Genomic DNA, 18,705 nt, shown 5'->3' with positions numbered 1-18,705 from the left:
GACGCGGCGGCTACCTCGTCGTGTGTTACCGGCGCCGGTGGAGCCGTGGGCTGAGGCCCCGCGTCTTTGTGGCCTTCCGCGGGGCTTTGATTCTACAACTGCGGTGTGGGGTCCGGCGGCGTCTCTCGTGTGCCTGCCTTCTAGGGCTTAAGCAGGATGTGTCTCAGTTGTGGAGTCTTGTGCGCCTCTATGAGGCATATGTGGTCTAGGGGCGTTGTTGTACAGGCTTTTATCTTTGGGGTGAGGCCGTGTTGGGCTAGTATTTTGGCGGCCTGCTTCATGTCGGTGAGGGTTGAGGCTGTGATGTAGAGTGTTCCCCCTGGCTTGAGTATGTGGGTTGCTTGGGCTGTGATTTCTCTTATGGCCTCTAGGTGGCGGCCGGCGCACCAGTTTTTGTCTTTTTCGTCTCTTGGGTCTAGGGGGAGGTAGGGTGGGTTTGCCGTAACTACGTCGTAGGGGGCCGCGGCTAGTAGGGCTTTTCTTGTTGGGCAGATTGCGACTTTGTGCGCCACTCTGTTTATCTCTGCGTTGACTCTTGCCGTGGCGAGGGCTAGGGGGCTTATGTCGTAGGCGCACACGGTCTCTACCTGGGGGCTTTTGGCTAGGGCTATGGCTATGGCGCCTGAGCCTGTGCCTAAGTCGGCTACTCTGCCTCTGGCGTCTATGTGGCTTATGGCGAGGGCTGTTGATACGGCGAAGACGGGGTTGAAGACGCCGCGTGGGATGTAGAGCGCCATGTCTCTAAATCTATACACTGCGGCTGGCGATGCGGCGTGTAAAATACGGAGGGCGGCTCTGGCTATCTCTGCGCGTAGCACATATATCTACTACTTCTTATATTTGTGGCTTGTGGCGAAGCGGAGGTGGTCAATACGCTGAGGGTTAGGCTCGGCTGCTCTGGGGGGTCTCCCATCGACCTGGGGTTTGCGAAGGTGGTGCCCGACTTGGTGTGTGGGGGTGTGCCGGTGGAGGTGGAGTGCCTCTCTACCTTCTACTGTGGGGTGGGGCAGGCCCTGGCGTATCTCTACGGAGTGGGGAGGGCGGCTCTTGTCCTCATCGCAGACGAGCCGCGGCCTGGCCTTAGGGATTTCCTGGGGTGGCTTTCGCAGCTCTTGGATGTATATCTCTACGTGGGGGGTGAGCTTATTCCACTTGGTAAGGCGCGTTGGCTTTTATGAACTCCGTTAGGCTCTCTATATACGCCGTGAACTGGGCCTTTATCGCCTTGTCGCTACTTCTCAGTGGGTGTCCCCTCTCTTGGTACTCCTCGGCGCCTAGGTCGTTTCTGAGCTTGAAGCCGTAGAAGGGCGTTGGGGTCTTTCCGTAGTAGTAGTCGGCTTTGTCGTTGCGTATTACTGTGATGCCTGGGTACCTCTCGGCGAGGGTCTTGTAGAGGGTGTTCCACTCCCGTTCTATGTCGGCTACGTCGGTCGTCCTTATCTGGTTTAGGAGCACGGCGACGTATTTCTCTGGCTCTGGGATGGAGAAGTGGCGTTTGAGCATGGCGAATATCCTGTCTAGGAGTAGGGCTGTCTTCTCCCTCTCGGGCCCTCCGGGCCTCGTGAGAGCTATGTAGAAGGGGGTGAACATCACGACCATGGGGAAGTGGGGGTAGAGCCAGTTGGGGGAGTCTACGATTATGTAGTCGAAGTCCTCTTTTATCGGAGCTATTAACTCGTCGAGTAATATCTCCCACTTGGGTGTTGAAAATATCTCCATTGTTAAATCGTTGAGATTTCCGCCTGGCAGTATGTAAAACACGGCGTCTAGCCCCCTCACTTTATGTTTATGTAGACACTGTCTGACGTCTCTTATGTTGCGCGTCCTCCCGAGTCTATAGTCTAGGAGTTCTTTCATTAACGTTTTGATGTCGCAGTTCTCCTCTACGTTTTTGACTGTCCAGAGAGTTGCTGTGGCTGAAGAGTCTAGGTCTATTAGAAGCACTCTCTTTCCCCGCGCCGCTAGGGCGCCGGCTGTTAATATGGCAAAGGTTGTTTTTCCAACGCCTCCTGAGGCAGAGATAAAACTTAATGTGTGCATAATAATATTTTTAGCCATTATTTAATATTTTTACCTCTAGTCATTCTAAGCCCGCCTTAGTTCTTTTTAGGTGGCGTGGGTTTTCTCAAGAGCCGTGGAGTCTCTACAGAGCGGTTTGGCTTCCGCCTCCGGCGGTCCTCGGCGTCTGGGTGGCGCGTCTGGACGTAGTGCTCATCTCCTCACGTCCTCCTCTGTGGGGGCGCCTGTGGCTTTTTCCAACAGCGATAGGAGCTCTGACGTGGAGTGCGTTGTCGGCTTGGAGTTGGTTACCGACGGAGGGGGCTCCGTGGTAACGATTTGTACCCCCTCTATGTCTTGCATATTGTCTAGGCGTGTTGTGTCTACGGCCTCCAGGCCGTTGTCTACGTAGGTAAAGACTTGTGGCGGGCCCGATGGGATTTGAACCCACGACCTACGGCTTAGAAGGTTCGGCGGACCTGTGGTCCTCCGCCGCTCTATCCAGGCTGAGCTACGGGCCCTCGGTCTTCTGAATTTTTCTGTTTTATAAACTTTACAGAGACTTCAAACGTCCCCCTATCTCTTTCTTGGCCCCTCCCTGGGGGACTTGGGGGCCCGCCCCGGGCACACCGGGGCGAGGGAGCGGGTCATACGGGGGACGTCTGCCAACCGTTTATATCGCAACAGTTTGGCGCCCCCGTCAACCGCCCCGGGGGCCAGGCGCCGTTCATGAAATAAGAAAACTTACGAAGTTAAAAATGTGGTGGTCGCCGAAAAAGCGGGTTGTTTTGTCTTCTGGAGGATTTCCCAATACCTCCTCTCAGCCCATATCATGGGCACGTTGTCGCGGTGCGGTCTGAAGCCGCAGGCGGGGCAACGCATGAAGCGGCCGTTCTCAACCGCCATCTTGACTCCACAGCGGGAACACACTGTGCTGTAGAGTCTCTCCTCTAGATACGGCAATCCATACCATTGTGCGAGCGCCTGTAGGCGCTTCCTTAGTTGTCCCAAACCGTCTAGGAGGTGCTTCCTCACGCCGTTTCCGCCCCTCTCCTTCACCCGGTAGCTCTCGTCTTCCATCGTGTCTACTACGATCGCGACTTGACGTTCTCTGGCCAGTTTTATGATCTCGCGAGCAGCGTTTATAACGACGTCGCGGATTACGCCGTAGCGCTTCGTCTTAAGCTTCCACAGCTGTCTCTGGAGGTCGAGGGCTCTGCGTAGATCCTTATCCTCGTCTACACGCGCGAGAGCTCTACTAAGCCGGCTTATGTGGGCGTGGATCTTCTCAAGCTTCTGTATCCGCTCTTTCTTGGGGAACTTCTGCAACTCTACGACTCTGTCGTCGGCCACGAGGCCGACCTTTATGTAGTGGTCTAGGCGGTTCCGTTAAACGCCCAACTGAGAATCAAAAATGAGAAAGACATAAGCAGAGTCGTCTTTGTCGACCTAAAGAGCGGCGTAGTCAGAGTGCGGAAGTTGGGCATACCGCCGTTTGTCGTAAAATTGAAGAAGGGCGACATCTCTTGGATCAGAAAACGGTTGGAGGAGGGCGCGAGGCTCAAATTGGCGCTTCTCGGCGTTGAGAAGAGAAGTGGTAAGAAGGAGCCGACCTATGGAAGACTCTACGTTGCCCTTGTCTTCGCCAGAGAGGTGACGCCGGTGGAGCCCAAGGCCATTGTCGCCGTTGACGTGAACCGTCTTGACCACGGCATAATGGTGGGCGTTGTAAAAGACGGCAAGATCGTAAGGCGGATGAGACTTCCCGATGAGGGCGTGATAAGGGAGTTGGAGAGACTTCACGAGGAGATAAGCCGTCTCGAGGAACGGGCCGCGAGGGAGGCGGACCCCGTCAGAAAGAGACACCTCGAAGACAGAGCCCACCACCTCAAGTCCAAGCGGTTTAGGAAGACGAGAGATGTAGTGATACGAATCGCCAGCGAGATCATAAAATTGGCAAGGGAGTACCAAGCCGCTGTCGTAGTCGACACAGTGGAGGACGACACGTACCGGGAGCTGAAGGAGAAGAATGGAGACGGAGTGAAGAAACACTTCCTAGACGGTTTGGGACAACTGAGGAGAAGGTTGAATGAGCTCGCGCAGTGGTACGGCCTTCCGTATCTAGAGGAGCGGCTTTATTCGACCATCTGTCCGAAGTGCGGCGCGAAGATGGAGGAGCTGAGTAACAGGCGGGTGCATTGCCCCACCTGCGGCTTCAACGACAACCGAGACAACGTACCGCTGATATGGGCCAAAAAGAGATACTGGGAACTACTCCAAAAGACAAAACAACCCACTTTTTCGGCGACTACCACATTTTTAACCTCGTAACTAATTCCCCTACATGAACCAACCGGCCTTGGGGCACCGGCCGATTGCTACATCTGGCGAGCCCGTACGCCCGGGCACGGCCGGGCCCCCCGCCCCGCCCACCAAGGCGTCCGGCGGGGGGCGTTGCTCCAAAGATCTCGCGCCCCCTGATCTTGAAGAGGGAGGCCTTCACAGCCTTAATTCTGTCGAGTATGGGACAGCGAGGAAGTCCGCAGAGCATCTTCCTCCCTTGGCATTTGGCGCAGAGCGACTGCACGATATCTACTGACTTGATAAAAATAAGCTGTAGTTGCGTTAAAGCCTAGCTCTTTAGGCCAAACGAGATCCTCGTTAGCCAGAGGATGGATCTCAGAACTCCCAACGCGCTGTCTAAATTCAACGTGGAGAGTTGAAGTGAGGATCGGCCCTTCGTCTCTTTGAGCTGTCTGAAGTACCACTCTATGGAGTTGAACACTCTATCTATCATATAGTGCACGATCTTGCTCACGATTTTGTTTTTAGAGTTCTGAAGAAGTACTGGCGCCAACCTCCTAGTGATTTTGAGGTTATGTCTCCAGCTGATGTAGAGCAGATCCCAGAAGCCTTCAGGCAATGCCTCAAGCGTGGGGTGTCTGAGGCCCCTCAAGGCGGAGGTGTACATGGGTATCACTGGGAGGGGGAATATCCACGCGACTAGATCGTGGTCTATTATCTTCTCCACGATTTCCTCGCTCTGCCTCAGATCGTCCTCAGTCTCATCGGGATAGCCTATCGTCATCGTATAGGCAGGATAGATGTAGTTCTCGTTGAGTATGATAGCCGACTCTAGCACTACGTCGTGCCATCTCTCCGGCGGGAAAGGATACGCCTTATTCCTCATATACTTGTTCAGAATCCTCACGCTGCCTGTCTCCAGCCCTATCACCGGCGTGACTCCCTTGTCTGGCCCCAAGCCGCCGAGCTCCGCCACAGCTTTCACCGTCTTTGGAGACTCCACGACCGCAGCGGCGGAGACGTGGCTGAAGAATATATGCTTAACTCTCCTTCCGCCAACTTCGACGGACCTTATGGCCTGATATAGTCTGACTATAGCGTTGTGGTTGACCTTGAGCCTGTCGGGCCCGTACGCCGAGGTGCCGTATAACAACAGGTCGTCAGTTATTAGATCGGCTTGAGTCCAGCCGGCCCTCAAGTTCACCTCTACCTCTTTAACGATAGTTTCAATGGGTATGGAGCGGAACGTCACAGGAGTTACAGAACAGAACTGGCACCCTCTCGGGCACCCGCGCGTTATCTGGACTTCGCCCAACCTGGCAGGGTTCAATATGGCAGGTATATCCTCAGCGGCTGGATACTCGCCCACCGATGGCCTTATCACTGGCGGCACCTCCTCGCCGGCCATTATCTTGGGCAACCATTTGGGGAGAGTGATCTCCACATCGTCTATGAACAATACATCGATCCAGCTCGGCTTGCCGGCCCTCAAAAGTTGCTCAACGCCGGGGCCGCCCGCTATCACCTTGACGTTGTATTTACGTTTGAGCTGTTCTATAGTCTCGCCTAACTCTCTAAAGAAGCGCGCCGTCCACGTCTCCCCTCCGCTCAGAATCGTAGTCAAGAAGGTGCCCACGGGCGAGAGACCATAGGGGTCATGTACGCTTATGCCCACAACCTTTGTCTTCGGGCCCACCGCCTTTCTCAGCCGCTCCGGCGGCACTACAGCGACGTCCGTGTAGCCTGAGGATGCCAGGATGGCCTCGACTTTCCTTAGGGCGTAGGGCGCATAGATGGCTCTGCCGTCTCTATCGGTGGATATCGGAGGGGTGAAAAACTTATCCATAAAGAGGCGGGGCACGAGGCGGGCCGGCATATCGGCAATATAGCCGAGCGAGGTAGAGCCGCCGTAGTCTGTGAAGGAGCCTCTGTCTGCCGTGAGGACGATCTCCCACGGCATCGGTATTATATGTCGAAGCACATTTAAAGACTTTAAGGAGCTTCGGAGGGCTCTATCGACCTAAATTATATATTTGTATATCGAAAATATATCGTTAACAGGAGCTAAAGGATATTTACAACAGAAAGCCCCGCCCTTCAAGCGGGGATGAATTTGAGCATCTATAACTTTCATGGCGGAGTGGTGAAGAGGGCTGAGAAAGGCTTAAATAGCGGTGTGCGCCATAAGATGGGGTTGGTCAACCTAAACGCAAGATGGCCCCGGCGGGGGCGAGCCCCGAGCCCCCCGGGGAAGGCTTGTTGTACAAGGGGGGCACCGTGAGGGGACACGATATACACCGTATATTTTTAAATACTGGACGTTTCTTTATGCTATGGAAGAGAAGACTGAAGAGAAGACGAAAGAAGAGAAGAAGGGTATGAAGGTGATAAAGACGTACGAAACTACGAGAATAATGGTTAAGGTAGGTATTTTCTAAACTAAAATTAAAGTTTTTTAGAAGTTGGATTTTGCAGTCGGGATTTCTACTATATAGTCTATCTCGGCGCCGTCTATGACGATTTTTATATGTCTCTTTCTGGTCTTGAGTTCTCTTTTTGGCTTGAATATGACTGTGTAGCTTCCGTCGGGGTTCTGTTGGTATGACTCGACTGTCCACTCCTCTCCGACGCATTCGCTGTACATACTGGCGAAGTCTTCAAAGTAGTCTATGGTGCCGCAGGTGTAGCACATGTTTCCGTGGAATCTCGCCGTTATGACTCCCTGTTCTGTCTGTAGTATGTCTACTAGAGCCTCTGTTCCAAATACTGTTCTAAACTTCTCTATGGTTTCTTTTAGACAGTCCATAGAGGCAAATCTATTTCTGTTTTTATGTCTTTATTGCTCTGTGACGTACGGCATTAGACATTCGACGAGTTTTCTGCCTTTGTCTGTGATTCTGACGAAAGTCTTTATGTCTAGGCGTTTTCTCTGGACGAGGCCTAGTTTTTCTAGTCTGAGCGCCGCCATGTAGAAGGAGGAGCCTAGGTAGCCGTAGTCGAGGGTGTCTATGAAGTCTGCCCATTTTATCCTCTGGTTTACGAAGTAGAGGACGAAGAGGACGCGGAAGCCGTCGTACCTCACTGTGTGTAGGAATTTGTCTAGTTTTTCAAGTACGGCGCGTTCGTCCATATCTATATCTACGTCTCTTTTTTATAGGCTTTGTATATTTTTACCACTTGTGTGGCTCCGCCTCGCCTGTTGCCGCAACTCTCAGTCTCTCGACGCCGCCTATGGCCTTTATTATCTGGGCTACTGACTTGGGGACGAGCTCCTCCCACTGGGGGTCTCCCCTTATGATAAGCTCTCTCACTCTGGTGGAGCTGTACCTCTCCCTCTGGTACATGGGCTGTTGTCTCACCTCGTACCCCGCCTCTCTGAAGAGGAGTGCGACGTATGGATTTCCAGTGTACACCACTTGGAAGGGGGGCGTGTATGATTTCACCCTCCCCAACCACTCGAGGTTGTTTTCGACGTTTGGTATGGGGATTGTACAGACACGGGATAGGTCTACGCCGGCCTCTCTGAGGGCCTCTCTGAGCATCCATATCCTCTCGCCGGCTGTGAAGGGGTCTTTTGCTATGTAGTTAAACTGGGCCGAGCCCACTGTTATAACTACCTCGTCTACCTCTTTCAATATCTCTCTTATGGCATATATATGGCCCCAGTGCGGCGGCTGGAAGCGGCCGGGGAAGAGGGCTCTCATATTGTATACCGTATGCCTCTACTGCCGATGTTTCTTCTGTATTTAACCCAACGGCTGTAGTACTCCTGTAGCTTCTCTAGGTCTTTTGTAAATAGCTCTCTGATGTCGTCTATGCCGAGGATTATCATGGCTATTCTATCTAGCCCCCAGCCCCAGGCCAGCACTCTGCTCTTCCTCACGCCGAGGGGCTCAGTGACTTCGGGCCTAAATATGCCGGCTCCGCCGAACTCTACCCAGCCCAGCTTGGGGTGCTCTGCGTATACCTCCACCGAGGGGGAGGTGAAGGGGAAGTAGGCCGGCCTGAACTTGACTCTGTCCATGCCCAGGGCTTTGGCTATCTGTTCCAACTGGCCCAGGAGGTGTTTAAAGGTGAGGCCCGGCCCCACCACTATGCCGTCTAGCTGGTGGAACTCCATGCTGTGTTTGGGGTCCAGCTTCTCTGGGCGGAAGACTCTGCCTATTGTAAAGACCTTGTACTCCCCGTCGCCTCTCTCTGCCAGCGCTCTTATCGTAGTGGCGGTGGTCTGTGTCCTTAGGACTAGGTTTAGGGCTTTTTTGGGATCCCATTTGTATTGCCACTTTTCTTCATGTACTTTTTTCACAGCCTCCATGAGTTCGGCGGGCGGTTGCTCCACGGGGCCGTCCCACTCTACGTAGAAAGTGTCGTGTATTTCTCTGGCCGGGTGGTCTTGGGCTTGGAATAACGCGTCGAAGTTCCAAAATTCCACCTCTAGTATGGGCCCCCTTACCTCTTCAAAGCCAAGCCCCACCATGACCTCTCTCACGTAGTTTAGAAACTCGTTGAAAAAGTGGGGGACTGGGGCTGGATACTCTGGGGGCTCTATGGAGAGGTCGAAGGGTTTTAGAATATAGTCGCGCCATCTGCCGCTTGTGATATCTTCACTTGTGAGAGCTGTTTTTACTTCTGCAGGCCGTACGGCGTCTATAGGCACGGCCGCTTTGATAAATATCTGTGTTTTTTCAACCCGTTTTACAAGCTTCCGCCTGAGGAACTCTTGTAGAATTTCACGTGGCGCAGAGTCTAGAGCTGTTAAAAACCTCTGTCTCTCCTCTACTATCGCAAGCGCCTTCTTATATGTCTCTTCGTCTATTTCTAAGACGCGGCCCTTCGGCCTTATGCCTATTTTCGCAAGATTTGCAAGTGCTATCTCTACCTCAGGCTGTGAAAGGTCTATTACACATCTCCCGCCTTCGCAAACTGCGCTTTTCAACAGTCTATACTCCGGAAGCCCCTCTGCAACACGCCGCTGCCCCTCTTCCGTCAGTATAAAACTCTCTACGACTCTCTTATCTACATACAAAACGCCTCGCGCCCTCCCCTCCTCTATATACCTCATCAAACTCTCTGGCGGCGTCCCAAGCTCGCGTGCTATATCGTCTAAAAGTCGCCAGTCTTGCGCCCTTTTTAAAATCTCGTATATTATAGGGAGGACAAACATAGGCAGATTAAAAGCTGTGTATTAATATTTAGAATTGGGAGGGGGGTGTGGCTATCTGCCTTTTATAAAAGGTATCTGAAGCTCTTCTTCTTTCTCCTCCTCTCTAGGCGCCCTTGCTTTAAAAACCTCTTTGTATAACAAGTCGCGGAGGGCGGCTCTTATAGCCTCGCTTCTATTGGGGAATATGCCCCGTCTCACTAACTCGTCGAGTTCTTCCAACATCTTCTTGGGCACGTGTACAGATATGAGCGACATCTTATCTTGGCTCTTGCTCCTCGGCATGGATATTGTAAATACCTGCGTTAATAAAGGTCTTCTCCAGGTATTATGGCCGTCATATCTCGGCCTCGGCCTTTATTGAAGAAAGCGCCTTGACCAATAAGTCGAGCACATAGTATTTAGGCAATGTCGAGAGTTGTTTCGCCAGTTTTCTCAACTTCTCCGCCTCTTGGGGTGTTATAGCCTTGGGTTTACCCTCGCCGTCGTATGATTGCCACCTGCCTTTTTCATATATATAGCCAATGTCGTCCATATATATCTCTGCGTAGAGCCCCTTCTTCCCAGCTTCTGCAAAAATCACCACGTCTTTCATTTCCAACTCCATGTAACTATTCCGTAGGATCATTCTGAGGAATGGCGCTTTTAACCTCACAGCTTATCTAAGCCACGTTTTTAAATAGATAACTATCAAGCTGCCACAAGCTCAGGCGGTTGGCCTACGCCGACTGTGTTGCCCACGCCTATTAATAACACAGAGTCGCCTATCTGCGTCTGTGTAACTATAAAGTCTAGCACACGTTTTGTAGTGTATTGAACCGCGTTGTAAATATCGCTAGTCATTATAGTTAACGCCTCAGACTGGCGCATCTTTATGAGAAATGCGTAGAGGGGCACTCCGTATTTTGTGGCGTAGGTCTCGATGTTAAATTTCTCCACCCCCACTCCGCCCATGGCCACGCCTATGCCCTCAGCTACCTCCCCAGTTTTCTCACCCTCTAGTCTAAGGGCGGCGTCTACAGTTATTATATATTTAGGCGCAGCCTTGAGTTTTTCAAATACATATTCAACCGCCTCGTCTAACCTCCCCACAGTGCTACCCGGCCCCTCGGCCTTAATTATATAAAGCCTCCGCCCCTCGTATTCACACTCGGCGATAACTGTGTCTTTTACCACATGGTGATATCTACGTGGTTGACACCGGCTAAGTACGTTATATGCCACTAGGGGGCCTGCGCTATCGCCGATGGGCATACCCTTAATAAAAGAGTTGACTGCCTCGTTTACTGTATCTGTAAGTTCTTTAAGTAGTGGAAGTAACATCGTTAGTTGGATAACTAAGTAGAAGGCCTTGTACTTCTTGGCGGTTTTATAATAATGGTCTACTACTTTGTATATGAAGTTCATATATCTAAGGGCCTCTACTGCTGTGGCCATGTTTTTGACTGTGACGCCGTCTTCTACCAACCGGCGTATCTCCTGTTCGTAAGTCTCTACATATGTAGACAAAATGTGTTTATACTTTGGAACAATTCCGCTGGGGTCTAGCGACGTAGGTTCAATAACTGCAAAATCTACCATCTTTCTAAGAGTTTTCTCAAGGTCTTGTCTCTGAACCTCTCTTTTTTTGGATTTTTCAAGAGCTGCGAGCACGTTTGCAGACGCTGTGTTGAGGAGTTGGCCTAGGTATGATAAAAAGCCACTTACTTGACTTAGATATCTCCACATCTGGAGGTCTTGCAACATGAAAATTAACGCAAACCATATCAACATAGATAGTATATACCACATTGGGTCGTATCCCGTGGCTTGGATATACATCACAGTACAGTCCTTTTAGACTTAAAAAAGTTCGCCCCGGCTCGGCTACCGTGGGCAATGCGCTTGCAGAGTCAGCGATCGAGGACTTGCTCACTAATCGCAAATACATCCCCTCATCACGTCGGTATTATGCCTGTGGAGTTAAAAGCTAAACTTCTACTACATCGCGTTCTATTTTCTCTCTTGTAGCCCGAGGCTCTTTTCTCCTTAGGGCAAACGCCGTGGCTACTCCCACTGTCGTAGCAGCGGCGGCTATTTTTAGAAAGCTCTCTTGCGTAAGTGTCGGCACTTTTATCTCAGGCTGTATCTGGGCTAGATATCTAACGCCGTTTATCTCTACTGCCGCTCTCTCCTCTACGGGTATTATCTCCGCCACGCCGTTGTGTCCATAGAACTTGAGACTCCCGACGTATATTGTAAATGTGGTCAAGGGGGAGCCGAGCGCATCTACTACTTTTATCTTGTGAAATAGCGAAGAGACGTTTATCACTATTATAGGAGACGCCTTTTTTATAAACTCTGCTACAAAAGTGCCGTTGTAATATAGCCTAACTGTGACGTTTGAGCCTGTTTTTACCACGTCTGGCTCTACTGTGGCGTTAAAGCCGGGCGCTATGACTCTCGGCTTTACTAGATCGGTGAAGGCTTCTACAACGCCGTTTTTAACCTCGGCGGGGTATCGGTATATTGTACTATTTGTCTTTACGTAGACAAAATACGACACCCCCTCTATAACACATAGCCCAACTGACGCTCCGTCGTCTGTTGTTACTAGGTAGACGGGCAGGTTTTGTCCATCTATTGTTCTTGCTACTACTTCGCGAAGTCTCCACGTAGTTATATTATCGGGCAGGTAATAGAAAGAGAGGGCGTATTCCTCTCCAGTCTCAAGTTTTACATAGACTCTAAGCGGTCTCTCCAACGGATTTACTACCGTGGCTACTCCTCTGCATTCGCCCAACACAGGTATTTTTATCTGTTCAACTACGAGGCGGGGTCTGCCGACTACTGTAGTTTGGTTAGGCGCGAAGTAAAGCTGAAAATCTGGGGCCCAGGGCTTTACGCCCTCTATCTTAACGCCTCTCGTTGGTATTTCCACATAGTAATCTGGCTTGTCGTCGGAAAGACTGATGTATGTAATATTGGCTATTCCGTAGGCTAGTATCTGTGCCGTGTCGTAGACGATGTACTTCTCGATGTATACTCCAAATGCTGATGTCGAGCCTACTTTGTATACATACCTCCCCTCAACGAGGGGGGGCGTGAAAGATTTTATTTTTATAACTGCCGTGCCATTTATCACATAGGGCACGCCTTGGTATAAATAGGCGGAGTCCTCCCCTTTTATAGATATGGGGACGAGGGGGGCTAGGCTCCTCCATCTGTCTACTTTAATTGTCACAAAGTCGCCGCAGATCCTCCCCCTTAAGTACTTCGGCGTTGGGTAGTGGTCTAGAGTCGGTTGTGTAAGAACGCCGTTGTTAGATATGACGTATACAGACGCTATCCCCCAGGGCGTGAGGGGGTCTAGATATGCCGAGAAGTTGGCACAGCCGCCAAGCGACGTAGTGTAGATAAATGGGATAGATGTAATTGGCACAGCTATCGCCGTCATATTTATCAAGATGAATAAAAAACCCAACATGTAACTACGCCGCCCTGTGGATATATAGGCAATGTACAAAACTAATACGTCTCTAGCACAACTCTTAAATATAGACGTAGTGTCTGCCGTGTGAAGTGGTCTCTTTATGCAATTCTCTATTTAATCGGCGTGCTTACGTTAGGCCTCCTATTGATGGGGGCTGAGAAAACCGTAGCCGCCGCGCTAGATATTGTTTTTTTAATCATAGCCATTGTGTTTTTTAGACTTGCTCTAAAAGACGTCTCTGCGGCATTAGACATAGCTTCTGAAGAGAGGGAGAGGGCAGAGTATAGGATGTTGCAGATACTTTTGATCATAGCATTTATTATGTCGGCTGGAGTTTTGGCCTATGGTTTTCTAAAGGCGTTGTTCCCCTTTGTGCCCTAGGACTTGCCCTGTCCCCCCAGCCGGCTTTTACACTCCTCTAGCTGTGCCTTTAGTTGTGTAAGCATAGCCTCTCTCAATAGGAGACTTCTGTAGAATGCTAGTGTTTCGCGTTCCTGCTCTAGGAGGCGGCGCTCCCACTCGTTTAGCCTCTGTTCCTCTTCGATTAACTTCTTGGCAAATCTGCCTAAGTTGTCTAAAAGCTCTATTTCTTTTGCTCTCACAGCCTCTTCCAGCTTTTTTAACTCTTCCTCTTTTTTAGCCACGGCGTTTTCAAGCATCTTGTATTTGGCAGCTAGCTCCTCAAGCTCTTGTCTCTTCTTTTCTAACGCCGCCTGTACCTCGGCGAGTTCTCTCTCCTTCTGGGAGAGCTCTGCGAGTTTTTTCTCTACCTCTCCAGCTTGTGCAATAAGAGCTTTAGTCCTTTCCTCTTGCTCTGCCAACTGTCTCTGTCTTACTGCCAGCTCTTGCTCTGTTTTTTTAAGTTCAAACTCCTTACGGAGGAGCTCCTCTCTTAACTTGCGTAACTCCTCCTCCTTCTGCGCCAGTTCTTGACCTCTTGCAGATAACAACGCGAGCATTTTTTTAGTTTCTTCAAGAGCCGCCTTTGTGGGATCTGCAAGCTCTACTATCTTCTTTATATTTTCTAACATTAGCGCGAGTTCGCCCTCTCTTTTCTTAAGCGCTTCTTCTCTTGTTTTGAGTTCTGCCTCTTTGTAAGCAAGTTGTCTAATCTTTGTCTCATACTCTTGCATCTTGGCGCCGAAGTCTCTCATCAACTCTAACATAGCCGAAGCGACAGATCTTATCTGCTCGCTTAAGTTCTTTATCGCATTTAATTGCTCTGCGAGACTCTCTACTTTTCCAGCTACGGCATCTAGCCTCTCGGCCACAGATATGAATTGGTTTGTGGCGTCTGTTACAGCTTTTGCCGACGCAGAGAGACGTTCGGCAACTGTAGAGAGCTCTGATAGCCTATTGGCAGAGACGTCGAGTTGGCTAATCACTCTATTGAGTTGAGACGTCCCCTCGGCCAAGTCTTTTGAAATTCTGCTTAGAAGCGACGCCAAGCCTTCTACAGATTTTTTTAGATCTAGAGAGTTGGTTTTGACTTCGGCAATTACCGCGTTTCGCATCTCGTCTATACGAGAAGATAGAGTAGAGACGTCTGTGGATATTTTAGACAATATCTCGTCTATTTTTCTACTGGCGTCTTCACGCCTAAACACAATAGTAAGTTGACAAGAGTATATATTTGTTTACTTTAAAACTTTGTTAAGAGTCTCTTGTAGAGCTATTAACTTCTCTAACACAGCCATACAAGTTTCGTCTCTTTTCAACCTATCTTCAGCTACTGCAGCTCTTATCAAGCTTGCGTTTTCTATCATAGCAGCGGCGGCGGCGTTTAACTTCTCTACAGCTTCTCTAAGGGCGGATATCACGACGTCTATATCTGTGACACGGGGCTGCGGCTCAGCTGGCTTTTTGGAGAGCTCCGCTATCTCTCTCCGTAGGTTTACGACGTCTTGTCTCAACTGCCTTAACTCTGCGAGGACTTCAACTATATAATCCGGCACGCCGAGTTCGTCAGCCATGCCGTCTCCCTTGTGTAGAAATTTATAAGTAACGCATATTGGCGGCCTATGGGCTTTATCTCACCAAAGGCAAAGATCTATGCTAAATATGTCTCGCCTGATGCATACATATATGGCCCCAGTATAGTTGGGAGGGGTAGTTTTATAGATACAGCGGTTATCGGCTATCCAATACGTCAAAAGATACTACAGGGCTTTTCTACACCAGATGACGTCAGCAAGGGGGCGGTGTTGGGCGAGGCTGTTGTAGTAAGGACTGGAGTTGTTATCTACGAAGGCGTCGAGATTGGAGACGGAGTTGAATTTGGCCACAACGTGTTGGTGAGAGAAGATACGAAAATTGGGAAAAATGTGAGAATCGGCACACTGTCTGTAGTAGAGAGGGGGGTTAAAATTGGAGATGGGGCATGGATACAGTCCATGGTCTATATTCCAAATGGGACTGTTATTGAGGAGGGGGTCTTCATAGGTCCTAACACCGTGATTACAAACGATAAGTATCCGCCTAGTAAAAGACTAGCCCCCGTCGTAATTAGGAGGGGGGCTGTAATTGGGGCAAATGCCACGTTGTTAGCTGGGATTGAGATCGGAGAGGGGGCTGTGGTAGCTGCCGGCGCTGTTGTAACTAGAGATGTGCCTCCAGGCGTAGTAGTGGCGGGGGTCCCCGCCAGAGTTATTGGAAAGGCTGAAGAATATCTGAGGAAAAAAGCTATTTACGAAGAGTCAGCGTAGCTCTTCTGAAATTGCGTTAAGGAGCTCAACAGTGTATCTAAGGTCGTCTTTGTGCACCATCTCAACTGGCGAGTGGGAATACTTGCTTAATATGCCTATAGATACGGCGGGTATGCCTGAGACAAAAAACGCCGCGGCGTCTGTGCCTCCGCCTCCCCCGCCTATTTGAATAGGTATGCCGCGTTTCTTTGCGATTTCTAAAATCCTTTTCGCCAGCTTATTGTTGTAGGCGCCGTAGTTATCAAATATCCTCAACACGGGGCCTTGCCCCGGTTTTGCAGAGCCCGTAAAATTGGGATGGCAACAAGCCGTCGTATCTACCACAATGACGTATTTACCCTCTAGTTTTTTTGAAAGAGCGCGGGCGCCGAGGAGCCCCAGCTCCTCCTGGACGCTCCATACATACGTCGCTTGGGCGCCCCTCCTATATGACTCCACAAGTGTCCAACACCCCGCTCTATCGTCTAACGCCGTAGCTGAGATATATTTGCCCATCTCCACATATCTCTTTGAAAACGCGGCGGGTGTCATAGGGCCTATACCCATGGACTCTACTTCTGCTCTGCTGGTAGCTCCTATGTCTATATATAGGTCTTGCCAAGAGATTTGAGTCTGTTGTTGCTGTTGGAAATGTGGCGGGGCTATGCCGATGACTCCCTCTACTCTAAACCCATCTCCATATAACACAACTGAAGATCCGGGGAGGATTCTGTCGTCTATCCCGCCTACTTTTCTAAACTTCATCCTCCCGTCTTCCTCTATGGAAGTCACTAAGAGACCTACCTCATCCATATGTGCTACAAAGGCGACTTTAGACTTATCCATAGCTATGACGTTGCCGAAGTCGTCGACCTCTGCGTTAGAGACTGCAGAGAGTATCTTCTGGCGGATGTCTTCTTCAAATCCCGAAACGCCAAATGCCTTTGTTAGAGTTTCTAAATCCATGTAGTTTTCGAAAAACTTAGATATAATACATTTTCGTTATATATTCCGATGTATACAACGACGTGCCATACCACATATGGGCTAAGCCGGGAGAGGTAGCGCCTGTCGTAATAGGGGTGGGCGATCCAGCTAGAGCTAAGCTATTTGCTTCTCTAATAGAGGAGTCGCGGCTTGTTAATGAAAATAGATATTTGGTATATACTGGCAACGTCAGGGGGAGGGCTGTGTCTATAGTGGCACATGGCATTGGGGGGCCCTCTGTAGCTATTGCACTAGAGGAACTTAAGATGTTGGGTATGGAGGTCTTCGTAAGAATAGGGACTGCGGGCTCTTTTGGCGATCTAAAAATTGGCGATGTGTTAATAGCAGCAGCGGCGGCGGCGCCTGTGGGCGGGCTTTTAAACGCGTACTTCCCTGGCTATAGCCCTCCTCTTTCCGCAGATCCGTATCTCACAGTAAAATTAGCGCAGGCGCTCAACGCGCCTATTGGTTATGTAGTATCTAGCGACGCTTTTTATGCAGAAGATCCCCAATTTGTGGAATTTTGGCGGAGACGTGGCGCTTTGGCAGTTGAGATGGAGTGCGCGACAGCTATGGCACTGGGCTGGCTTCGCGGGTTTAAAGTCGGCTGTGTCTTAGTCATATCAAACATCGTAGGTCGACACGAGGTTATAGACCTCCGCGGGAGGTTCATAGAGGTTTTCCGCCGTGTTATAGAGACTATAACATAGTCATCATCTATCAGAAGCGACGGCCTTTTTCATAACTTCCTTGGTATACTCTATGTAGTCTCTTAAACATTTATCACACAATGCTAATTCAACAGTTTTTCCAAATCGTATATAGCCCAAGTTTCTAATTGTCAAATAGATATTACACATATTACATCTTACTTTATGTACAGTAAGTAAGATACTTAATTCTATTTCAGAAATCTCGCTATAAATATTTCTGCCTATTTTTAAAAACCGTTTTTTCCTGTTGATTAAAAGTTTTAGTGAACCCTCTCTCAGATGTCTCACGATTTTATATAACGTTTTAAAAGACACTGAAGAGGCTGTGACGCATGATAGAAGTTGCTAAATACATGTTGCCTATTGTTATCGGCTATATAGCGGGGAAGATTCTAAGGAGGAGACCGCCGGCGTTAATTTTTACAGCGCTTGTCGTACTGCTTGTGTTTGTCGTCGCCGCCAATACCGCAGACAAGGTGCTTGAAAGCGTAGGGGTTTTCCTCGCTGTTTCTATTCTCTACGCGCTTGCCTTGGTCTTGGTAACAGGTCTCCTCGGCTCTTTTTTTGACGCACCAAGCCGCGTTGGCCCCGTTGGTATGCCCCCTATTTCGGCATACGTTTCTATAGCGCTGGCGGCAGGTTTTATAACAGGCATATTCATAAAAATTCCCTACGTCTTGGCGATAGATCCTCTTCTTCTAGTTCTTCTATTTACCGCTGGGGTGGACATGGCTAACGTAGGTATTAGATTAGAAAAGGCTGTGCTTCTTGCGCCAGCGGCGGCGCTTCTCGGCGCAGGTATAGTAGGTTTCTTGTTCGCTACGACTCTAAATATAACACCGGCTGTGGCTTTTGGCATGGGTTGGTACAGCTTCACAGGGCCGTATCTTGCTAACGCTGGCGATAAAACCGGAGGGGCATACGGCCTCTTGACGAATTTCCTCCGTGAACAATTTACATTTCTCCTCGGGCCTATATTAGCTAGAAGATTTGGGAAGGTGAGTATATTGGCTATCGGCGGCGCGACGACTATGGATAATACCCTTCCTCTTTACATAGCGCTATACGGCCCCTCTTTTTCACTCTATGCTTTTACAAATGGTGTAATTTTAACATTTATAGTCCCAACACTTGTCCCTATAGTACATCAAATCTATAGTTGTTGTAGATAGAGGGGGGTATACCGATAGTTAATTAAAAGCAGGAATTCAAAAAAACAATGTTGAGAGTGCGGGATCTGCTAGGGGTTTCTGCAGTGTCTTTACTGCGCTACGGCATAAGACCAGATGACGACGTCTACTACGCCATTAAGGTTCTTGAAAAACAAGCTCCTCATATCGCCAGACTTCTAAAGGCTGTTGTCGGTAGCAAGGGAGCCTCCTAGTG

General features: G+C 49.8%; 23 protein-coding genes, 1 tRNA gene and 2 pseudogenes. 7 read left to right on the top strand and 19 right to left on the bottom strand.

The window, feature by feature from the left end; genetic code table 11:
* Window positions 1-140: 140 nt before the first annotated feature.
* Window positions 141-818, bottom strand: a complete 678-nt coding sequence (locus tag ACZ49R_RS00820) for a methyltransferase (protein WP_464733315.1) — start codon at window positions 816-818, stop codon at window positions 141-143.
* Between the two features lie 24 nt (window positions 819-842).
* Between ACZ49R_RS00820 and ACZ49R_RS00815 the strand changes: the two genes are divergently transcribed.
* Complete coding sequence (locus ACZ49R_RS00815) at window positions 843-1,178, top strand: hypothetical protein (RefSeq protein WP_464733314.1); 336 nt, start codon at window positions 843-845, stop codon at window positions 1,176-1,178.
* Here ACZ49R_RS00815 and ACZ49R_RS00810 read toward each other — a convergent pair.
* From ACZ49R_RS00810 to ACZ49R_RS00795, 4 genes and pseudogenes are all read right to left on the bottom strand, one after another.
* Window positions 1,144-2,040 carry a ParA family protein gene (locus ACZ49R_RS00810; protein ID WP_464733313.1) on the bottom strand — a complete coding sequence of 299 codons (897 nt, stop codon included), beginning with the start codon at window positions 2,038-2,040 and terminating at the stop codon, window positions 1,144-1,146. The two genes, ACZ49R_RS00815 and ACZ49R_RS00810, sit on opposite strands and share 35 nt — an antisense overlap.
* Window positions 2,041-2,211: 171 nt before the next feature.
* Window positions 2,212-2,361 carry a hypothetical protein gene (locus ACZ49R_RS00805; RefSeq protein WP_464733312.1) on the bottom strand — a complete coding sequence of 50 codons (150 nt, stop codon included), beginning with the start codon at window positions 2,359-2,361 and terminating at the stop codon, window positions 2,212-2,214.
* A 60-nt stretch (window positions 2,362-2,421) separates the two neighbouring features.
* Window positions 2,422-2,519: transfer RNA gene (locus ACZ49R_RS00800), tRNA-Arg, on the bottom strand.
* A gap of 223 nt (window positions 2,520-2,742) precedes the next feature.
* Window positions 2,743-3,384: pseudogene (locus ACZ49R_RS00795) on the bottom strand (zinc ribbon domain-containing protein); the annotation flags it as partial.
* Here ACZ49R_RS00795 and ACZ49R_RS00790 point away from each other — a divergent pair.
* Window positions 3,379-4,329: pseudogene (locus ACZ49R_RS00790) on the top strand (zinc ribbon domain-containing protein); the annotation flags it as partial. The pseudogenes ACZ49R_RS00795 and ACZ49R_RS00790 overlap by 6 nt on opposite strands.
* On the opposite strand, the gene ACZ49R_RS00785 reads toward ACZ49R_RS00790, so the two are convergent.
* The 10 genes from ACZ49R_RS00785 to ACZ49R_RS00740 all read right to left on the bottom strand — a co-directional run bounded on the left by ACZ49R_RS00785 (window position 4,307) and on the right by ACZ49R_RS00740 (window position 12,929).
* Complete coding sequence (locus tag ACZ49R_RS00785) at window positions 4,307-4,549, bottom strand: hypothetical protein (protein WP_464734144.1); 243 nt, start codon at window positions 4,547-4,549, stop codon at window positions 4,307-4,309. The pseudogene ACZ49R_RS00790 and the gene ACZ49R_RS00785 overlap by 23 nt on opposite strands.
* A gap of 81 nt (window positions 4,550-4,630) precedes the next feature.
* On the bottom strand, window positions 4,631-6,262 hold the full coding sequence (locus tag ACZ49R_RS00780; protein ID WP_464734143.1) for a B12-binding domain-containing radical SAM protein: 1,632 nt from the start codon (window positions 6,260-6,262) through the stop codon (window positions 4,631-4,633).
* 495 nt (window positions 6,263-6,757) lie between these two features.
* The gene (locus ACZ49R_RS00775; RefSeq protein ID WP_464733311.1) at window positions 6,758-7,108 is read right to left on the bottom strand and encodes a hypothetical protein; all 351 of its coding nucleotides are present in this window, start codon (window positions 7,106-7,108) and stop codon (window positions 6,758-6,760) included.
* A 30-nt stretch (window positions 7,109-7,138) separates the two neighbouring features.
* On the bottom strand, window positions 7,139-7,432 hold the full coding sequence (locus ACZ49R_RS00770) for a hypothetical protein (RefSeq protein WP_011763289.1): 294 nt from the start codon (window positions 7,430-7,432) through the stop codon (window positions 7,139-7,141).
* Window positions 7,433-7,472: 40 nt separating this feature from the next.
* Window positions 7,473-8,006, bottom strand: a complete 534-nt coding sequence (locus ACZ49R_RS00765; RefSeq protein ID WP_464733310.1) for a nicotinamide-nucleotide adenylyltransferase — start codon at window positions 8,004-8,006, stop codon at window positions 7,473-7,475.
* A complete protein-coding gene (pheS, locus tag ACZ49R_RS00760) occupies window positions 8,003-9,466 on the bottom strand; it encodes a phenylalanine--tRNA ligase subunit alpha (protein WP_464733309.1) in 1,464 nt (487 codons plus the stop codon). The genes ACZ49R_RS00765 and pheS overlap by 4 nt, the downstream gene beginning before the upstream one ends.
* Before the next feature lie 51 nt (window positions 9,467-9,517).
* Window positions 9,518-9,748, bottom strand: a complete 231-nt coding sequence (locus ACZ49R_RS00755; RefSeq protein ID WP_011763292.1) for a ribbon-helix-helix domain-containing protein — start codon at window positions 9,746-9,748, stop codon at window positions 9,518-9,520.
* A 52-nt stretch (window positions 9,749-9,800) separates the two neighbouring features.
* Window positions 9,801-10,118, bottom strand: a complete 318-nt coding sequence (locus tag ACZ49R_RS00750; protein WP_464733308.1) for a hypothetical protein — start codon at window positions 10,116-10,118, stop codon at window positions 9,801-9,803.
* A 35-nt stretch (window positions 10,119-10,153) separates the two neighbouring features.
* Window positions 10,154-11,284, bottom strand: coding sequence for a DUF1512 domain-containing protein (locus tag ACZ49R_RS00745; protein WP_011763294.1), 1,131 nt, complete (start codon window positions 11,282-11,284; stop codon window positions 10,154-10,156).
* A 148-nt stretch (window positions 11,285-11,432) separates the two neighbouring features.
* Window positions 11,433-12,929 carry a hypothetical protein gene (locus tag ACZ49R_RS00740; protein WP_464733307.1) on the bottom strand — a complete coding sequence of 499 codons (1,497 nt, stop codon included), beginning with the start codon at window positions 12,927-12,929 and terminating at the stop codon, window positions 11,433-11,435.
* A 90-nt stretch (window positions 12,930-13,019) separates the two neighbouring features.
* On the opposite strand from ACZ49R_RS00740, the gene ACZ49R_RS00735 reads away from it, so the two are divergent.
* The gene (locus ACZ49R_RS00735) at window positions 13,020-13,316 is read left to right on the top strand and encodes a hypothetical protein (RefSeq protein WP_464733306.1); all 297 of its coding nucleotides are present in this window, start codon (window positions 13,020-13,022) and stop codon (window positions 13,314-13,316) included.
* Here ACZ49R_RS00735 and ACZ49R_RS00730 read toward each other — a convergent pair.
* On the bottom strand, window positions 13,313-14,542 hold the full coding sequence (locus ACZ49R_RS00730; protein WP_464733305.1) for a coiled-coil domain-containing protein: 1,230 nt from the start codon (window positions 14,540-14,542) through the stop codon (window positions 13,313-13,315). The genes ACZ49R_RS00735 and ACZ49R_RS00730 overlap by 4 nt on opposite strands.
* A gap of 30 nt (window positions 14,543-14,572) precedes the next feature.
* Window positions 14,573-14,908 (bottom strand): hypothetical protein, encoded by a 336-nt coding sequence (locus ACZ49R_RS00725; RefSeq protein ID WP_464733304.1) that lies wholly within the window; start codon window positions 14,906-14,908, stop codon window positions 14,573-14,575.
* A 48-nt stretch (window positions 14,909-14,956) separates the two neighbouring features.
* Here ACZ49R_RS00725 and ACZ49R_RS00720 point away from each other — a divergent pair, with 48 nt between their 5' ends.
* Window positions 14,957-15,640, top strand: coding sequence for an acyltransferase (locus ACZ49R_RS00720; RefSeq protein ID WP_464733303.1), 684 nt, complete (start codon window positions 14,957-14,959; stop codon window positions 15,638-15,640).
* Here ACZ49R_RS00720 and ACZ49R_RS00715 read toward each other — a convergent pair.
* A complete protein-coding gene (locus ACZ49R_RS00715) occupies window positions 15,632-16,585 on the bottom strand; it encodes a M42 family metallopeptidase (protein WP_464733302.1) in 954 nt (317 codons plus the stop codon). The genes ACZ49R_RS00720 and ACZ49R_RS00715 overlap by 9 nt on opposite strands.
* A 62-nt stretch (window positions 16,586-16,647) precedes the next feature.
* Between ACZ49R_RS00715 and ACZ49R_RS00710 the strand changes: the two genes are divergently transcribed.
* Window positions 16,648-17,316 (top strand): phosphorylase family protein, encoded by a 669-nt coding sequence (locus ACZ49R_RS00710; RefSeq protein ID WP_464733301.1) that lies wholly within the window; start codon window positions 16,648-16,650, stop codon window positions 17,314-17,316.
* Between the two features lie 3 nt (window positions 17,317-17,319).
* Here ACZ49R_RS00710 and ACZ49R_RS00705 read toward each other — a convergent pair whose 3' ends face one another.
* Window positions 17,320-17,466, bottom strand: coding sequence for a hypothetical protein (locus ACZ49R_RS00705; protein WP_464733300.1), 147 nt, complete (start codon window positions 17,464-17,466; stop codon window positions 17,320-17,322).
* Between the two features lie 185 nt (window positions 17,467-17,651).
* Here ACZ49R_RS00705 and ACZ49R_RS00700 point away from each other — a divergent pair, with 185 nt between their 5' ends.
* Both ACZ49R_RS00700 and ACZ49R_RS00695 read left to right on the top strand, forming a co-directional pair.
* On the top strand, window positions 17,652-18,491 hold the full coding sequence (locus ACZ49R_RS00700; protein WP_464733299.1) for a LysO family transporter: 840 nt from the start codon (window positions 17,652-17,654) through the stop codon (window positions 18,489-18,491).
* A gap of 47 nt (window positions 18,492-18,538) precedes the next feature.
* Window positions 18,539-18,703 carry a hypothetical protein gene (locus ACZ49R_RS00695; RefSeq protein WP_464733298.1) on the top strand — a complete coding sequence of 55 codons (165 nt, stop codon included), beginning with the start codon at window positions 18,539-18,541 and terminating at the stop codon, window positions 18,701-18,703.
* Window positions 18,704-18,705 lie beyond the last annotated feature (2 nt).

It is taken from the genome of Pyrobaculum organotrophum (genome assembly GCF_055384425.1).
This window is presented reverse-complemented; position numbering and strand designations above follow the sequence as displayed.

What these genes read in the sequence shown, in the direction of transcription:
- ACZ49R_RS00720 (WP_464733303.1), top strand. Translation starts at nt 14,957, where the DNA reads ATGGGCTTTATCTCACCAAAGGCAAAGATCTATGCTAAATATGTCTCG.
- ACZ49R_RS00785 (WP_464734144.1), bottom strand. Translation starts at nt 4,549, where the DNA reads ATGCTCTGCGGACTTCCTCGCTGTCCCATACTCGACAGAATTAAGGCT.
- ACZ49R_RS00805 (WP_464733312.1), bottom strand. Translation starts at nt 2,361, where the DNA reads ATGCAAGACATAGAGGGGGTACAAATCGTTACCACGGAGCCCCCTCCG.
- ACZ49R_RS00740 (WP_464733307.1), bottom strand. Translation starts at nt 12,929, where the DNA reads ATGTTGGGTTTTTTATTCATCTTGATAAATATGACGGCGATAGCTGTG.
- pheS (WP_464733309.1), bottom strand. Translation starts at nt 9,466, where the DNA reads ATGTTTGTCCTCCCTATAATATACGAGATTTTAAAAAGGGCGCAAGAC.
- ACZ49R_RS00770 (WP_011763289.1), bottom strand. Translation starts at nt 7,432, where the DNA reads ATGGACGAACGCGCCGTACTTGAAAAACTAGACAAATTCCTACACACA.
- ACZ49R_RS00775 (WP_464733311.1), bottom strand. Translation starts at nt 7,108, where the DNA reads ATGGACTGTCTAAAAGAAACCATAGAGAAGTTTAGAACAGTATTTGGA.
- ACZ49R_RS00810 (WP_464733313.1), bottom strand. Translation starts at nt 2,040, where the DNA reads ATGCACACATTAAGTTTTATCTCTGCCTCAGGAGGCGTTGGAAAAACA.
- ACZ49R_RS00705 (WP_464733300.1), bottom strand. Translation starts at nt 17,466, where the DNA reads ATGTGTAATATCTATTTGACAATTAGAAACTTGGGCTATATACGATTT.
- ACZ49R_RS00715 (WP_464733302.1), bottom strand. Translation starts at nt 16,585, where the DNA reads ATGGATTTAGAAACTCTAACAAAGGCATTTGGCGTTTCGGGATTTGAA.
- ACZ49R_RS00780 (WP_464734143.1), bottom strand. Translation starts at nt 6,262, where the DNA reads ATGCCGTGGGAGATCGTCCTCACGGCAGACAGAGGCTCCTTCACAGAC.
- ACZ49R_RS00700 (WP_464733299.1), top strand. Translation starts at nt 17,652, where the DNA reads ATGATAGAAGTTGCTAAATACATGTTGCCTATTGTTATCGGCTATATA.
- ACZ49R_RS00745 (WP_011763294.1), bottom strand. Translation starts at nt 11,284, where the DNA reads ATGTATATCCAAGCCACGGGATACGACCCAATGTGGTATATACTATCT.
- ACZ49R_RS00695 (WP_464733298.1), top strand. Translation starts at nt 18,539, where the DNA reads ATGTTGAGAGTGCGGGATCTGCTAGGGGTTTCTGCAGTGTCTTTACTG.
- ACZ49R_RS00755 (WP_011763292.1), bottom strand. Translation starts at nt 9,748, where the DNA reads ATGCCGAGGAGCAAGAGCCAAGATAAGATGTCGCTCATATCTGTACAC.
- ACZ49R_RS00725 (WP_464733304.1), bottom strand. Translation starts at nt 14,908, where the DNA reads ATGGCTGACGAACTCGGCGTGCCGGATTATATAGTTGAAGTCCTCGCA.
- ACZ49R_RS00765 (WP_464733310.1), bottom strand. Translation starts at nt 8,006, where the DNA reads ATGAGAGCCCTCTTCCCCGGCCGCTTCCAGCCGCCGCACTGGGGCCAT.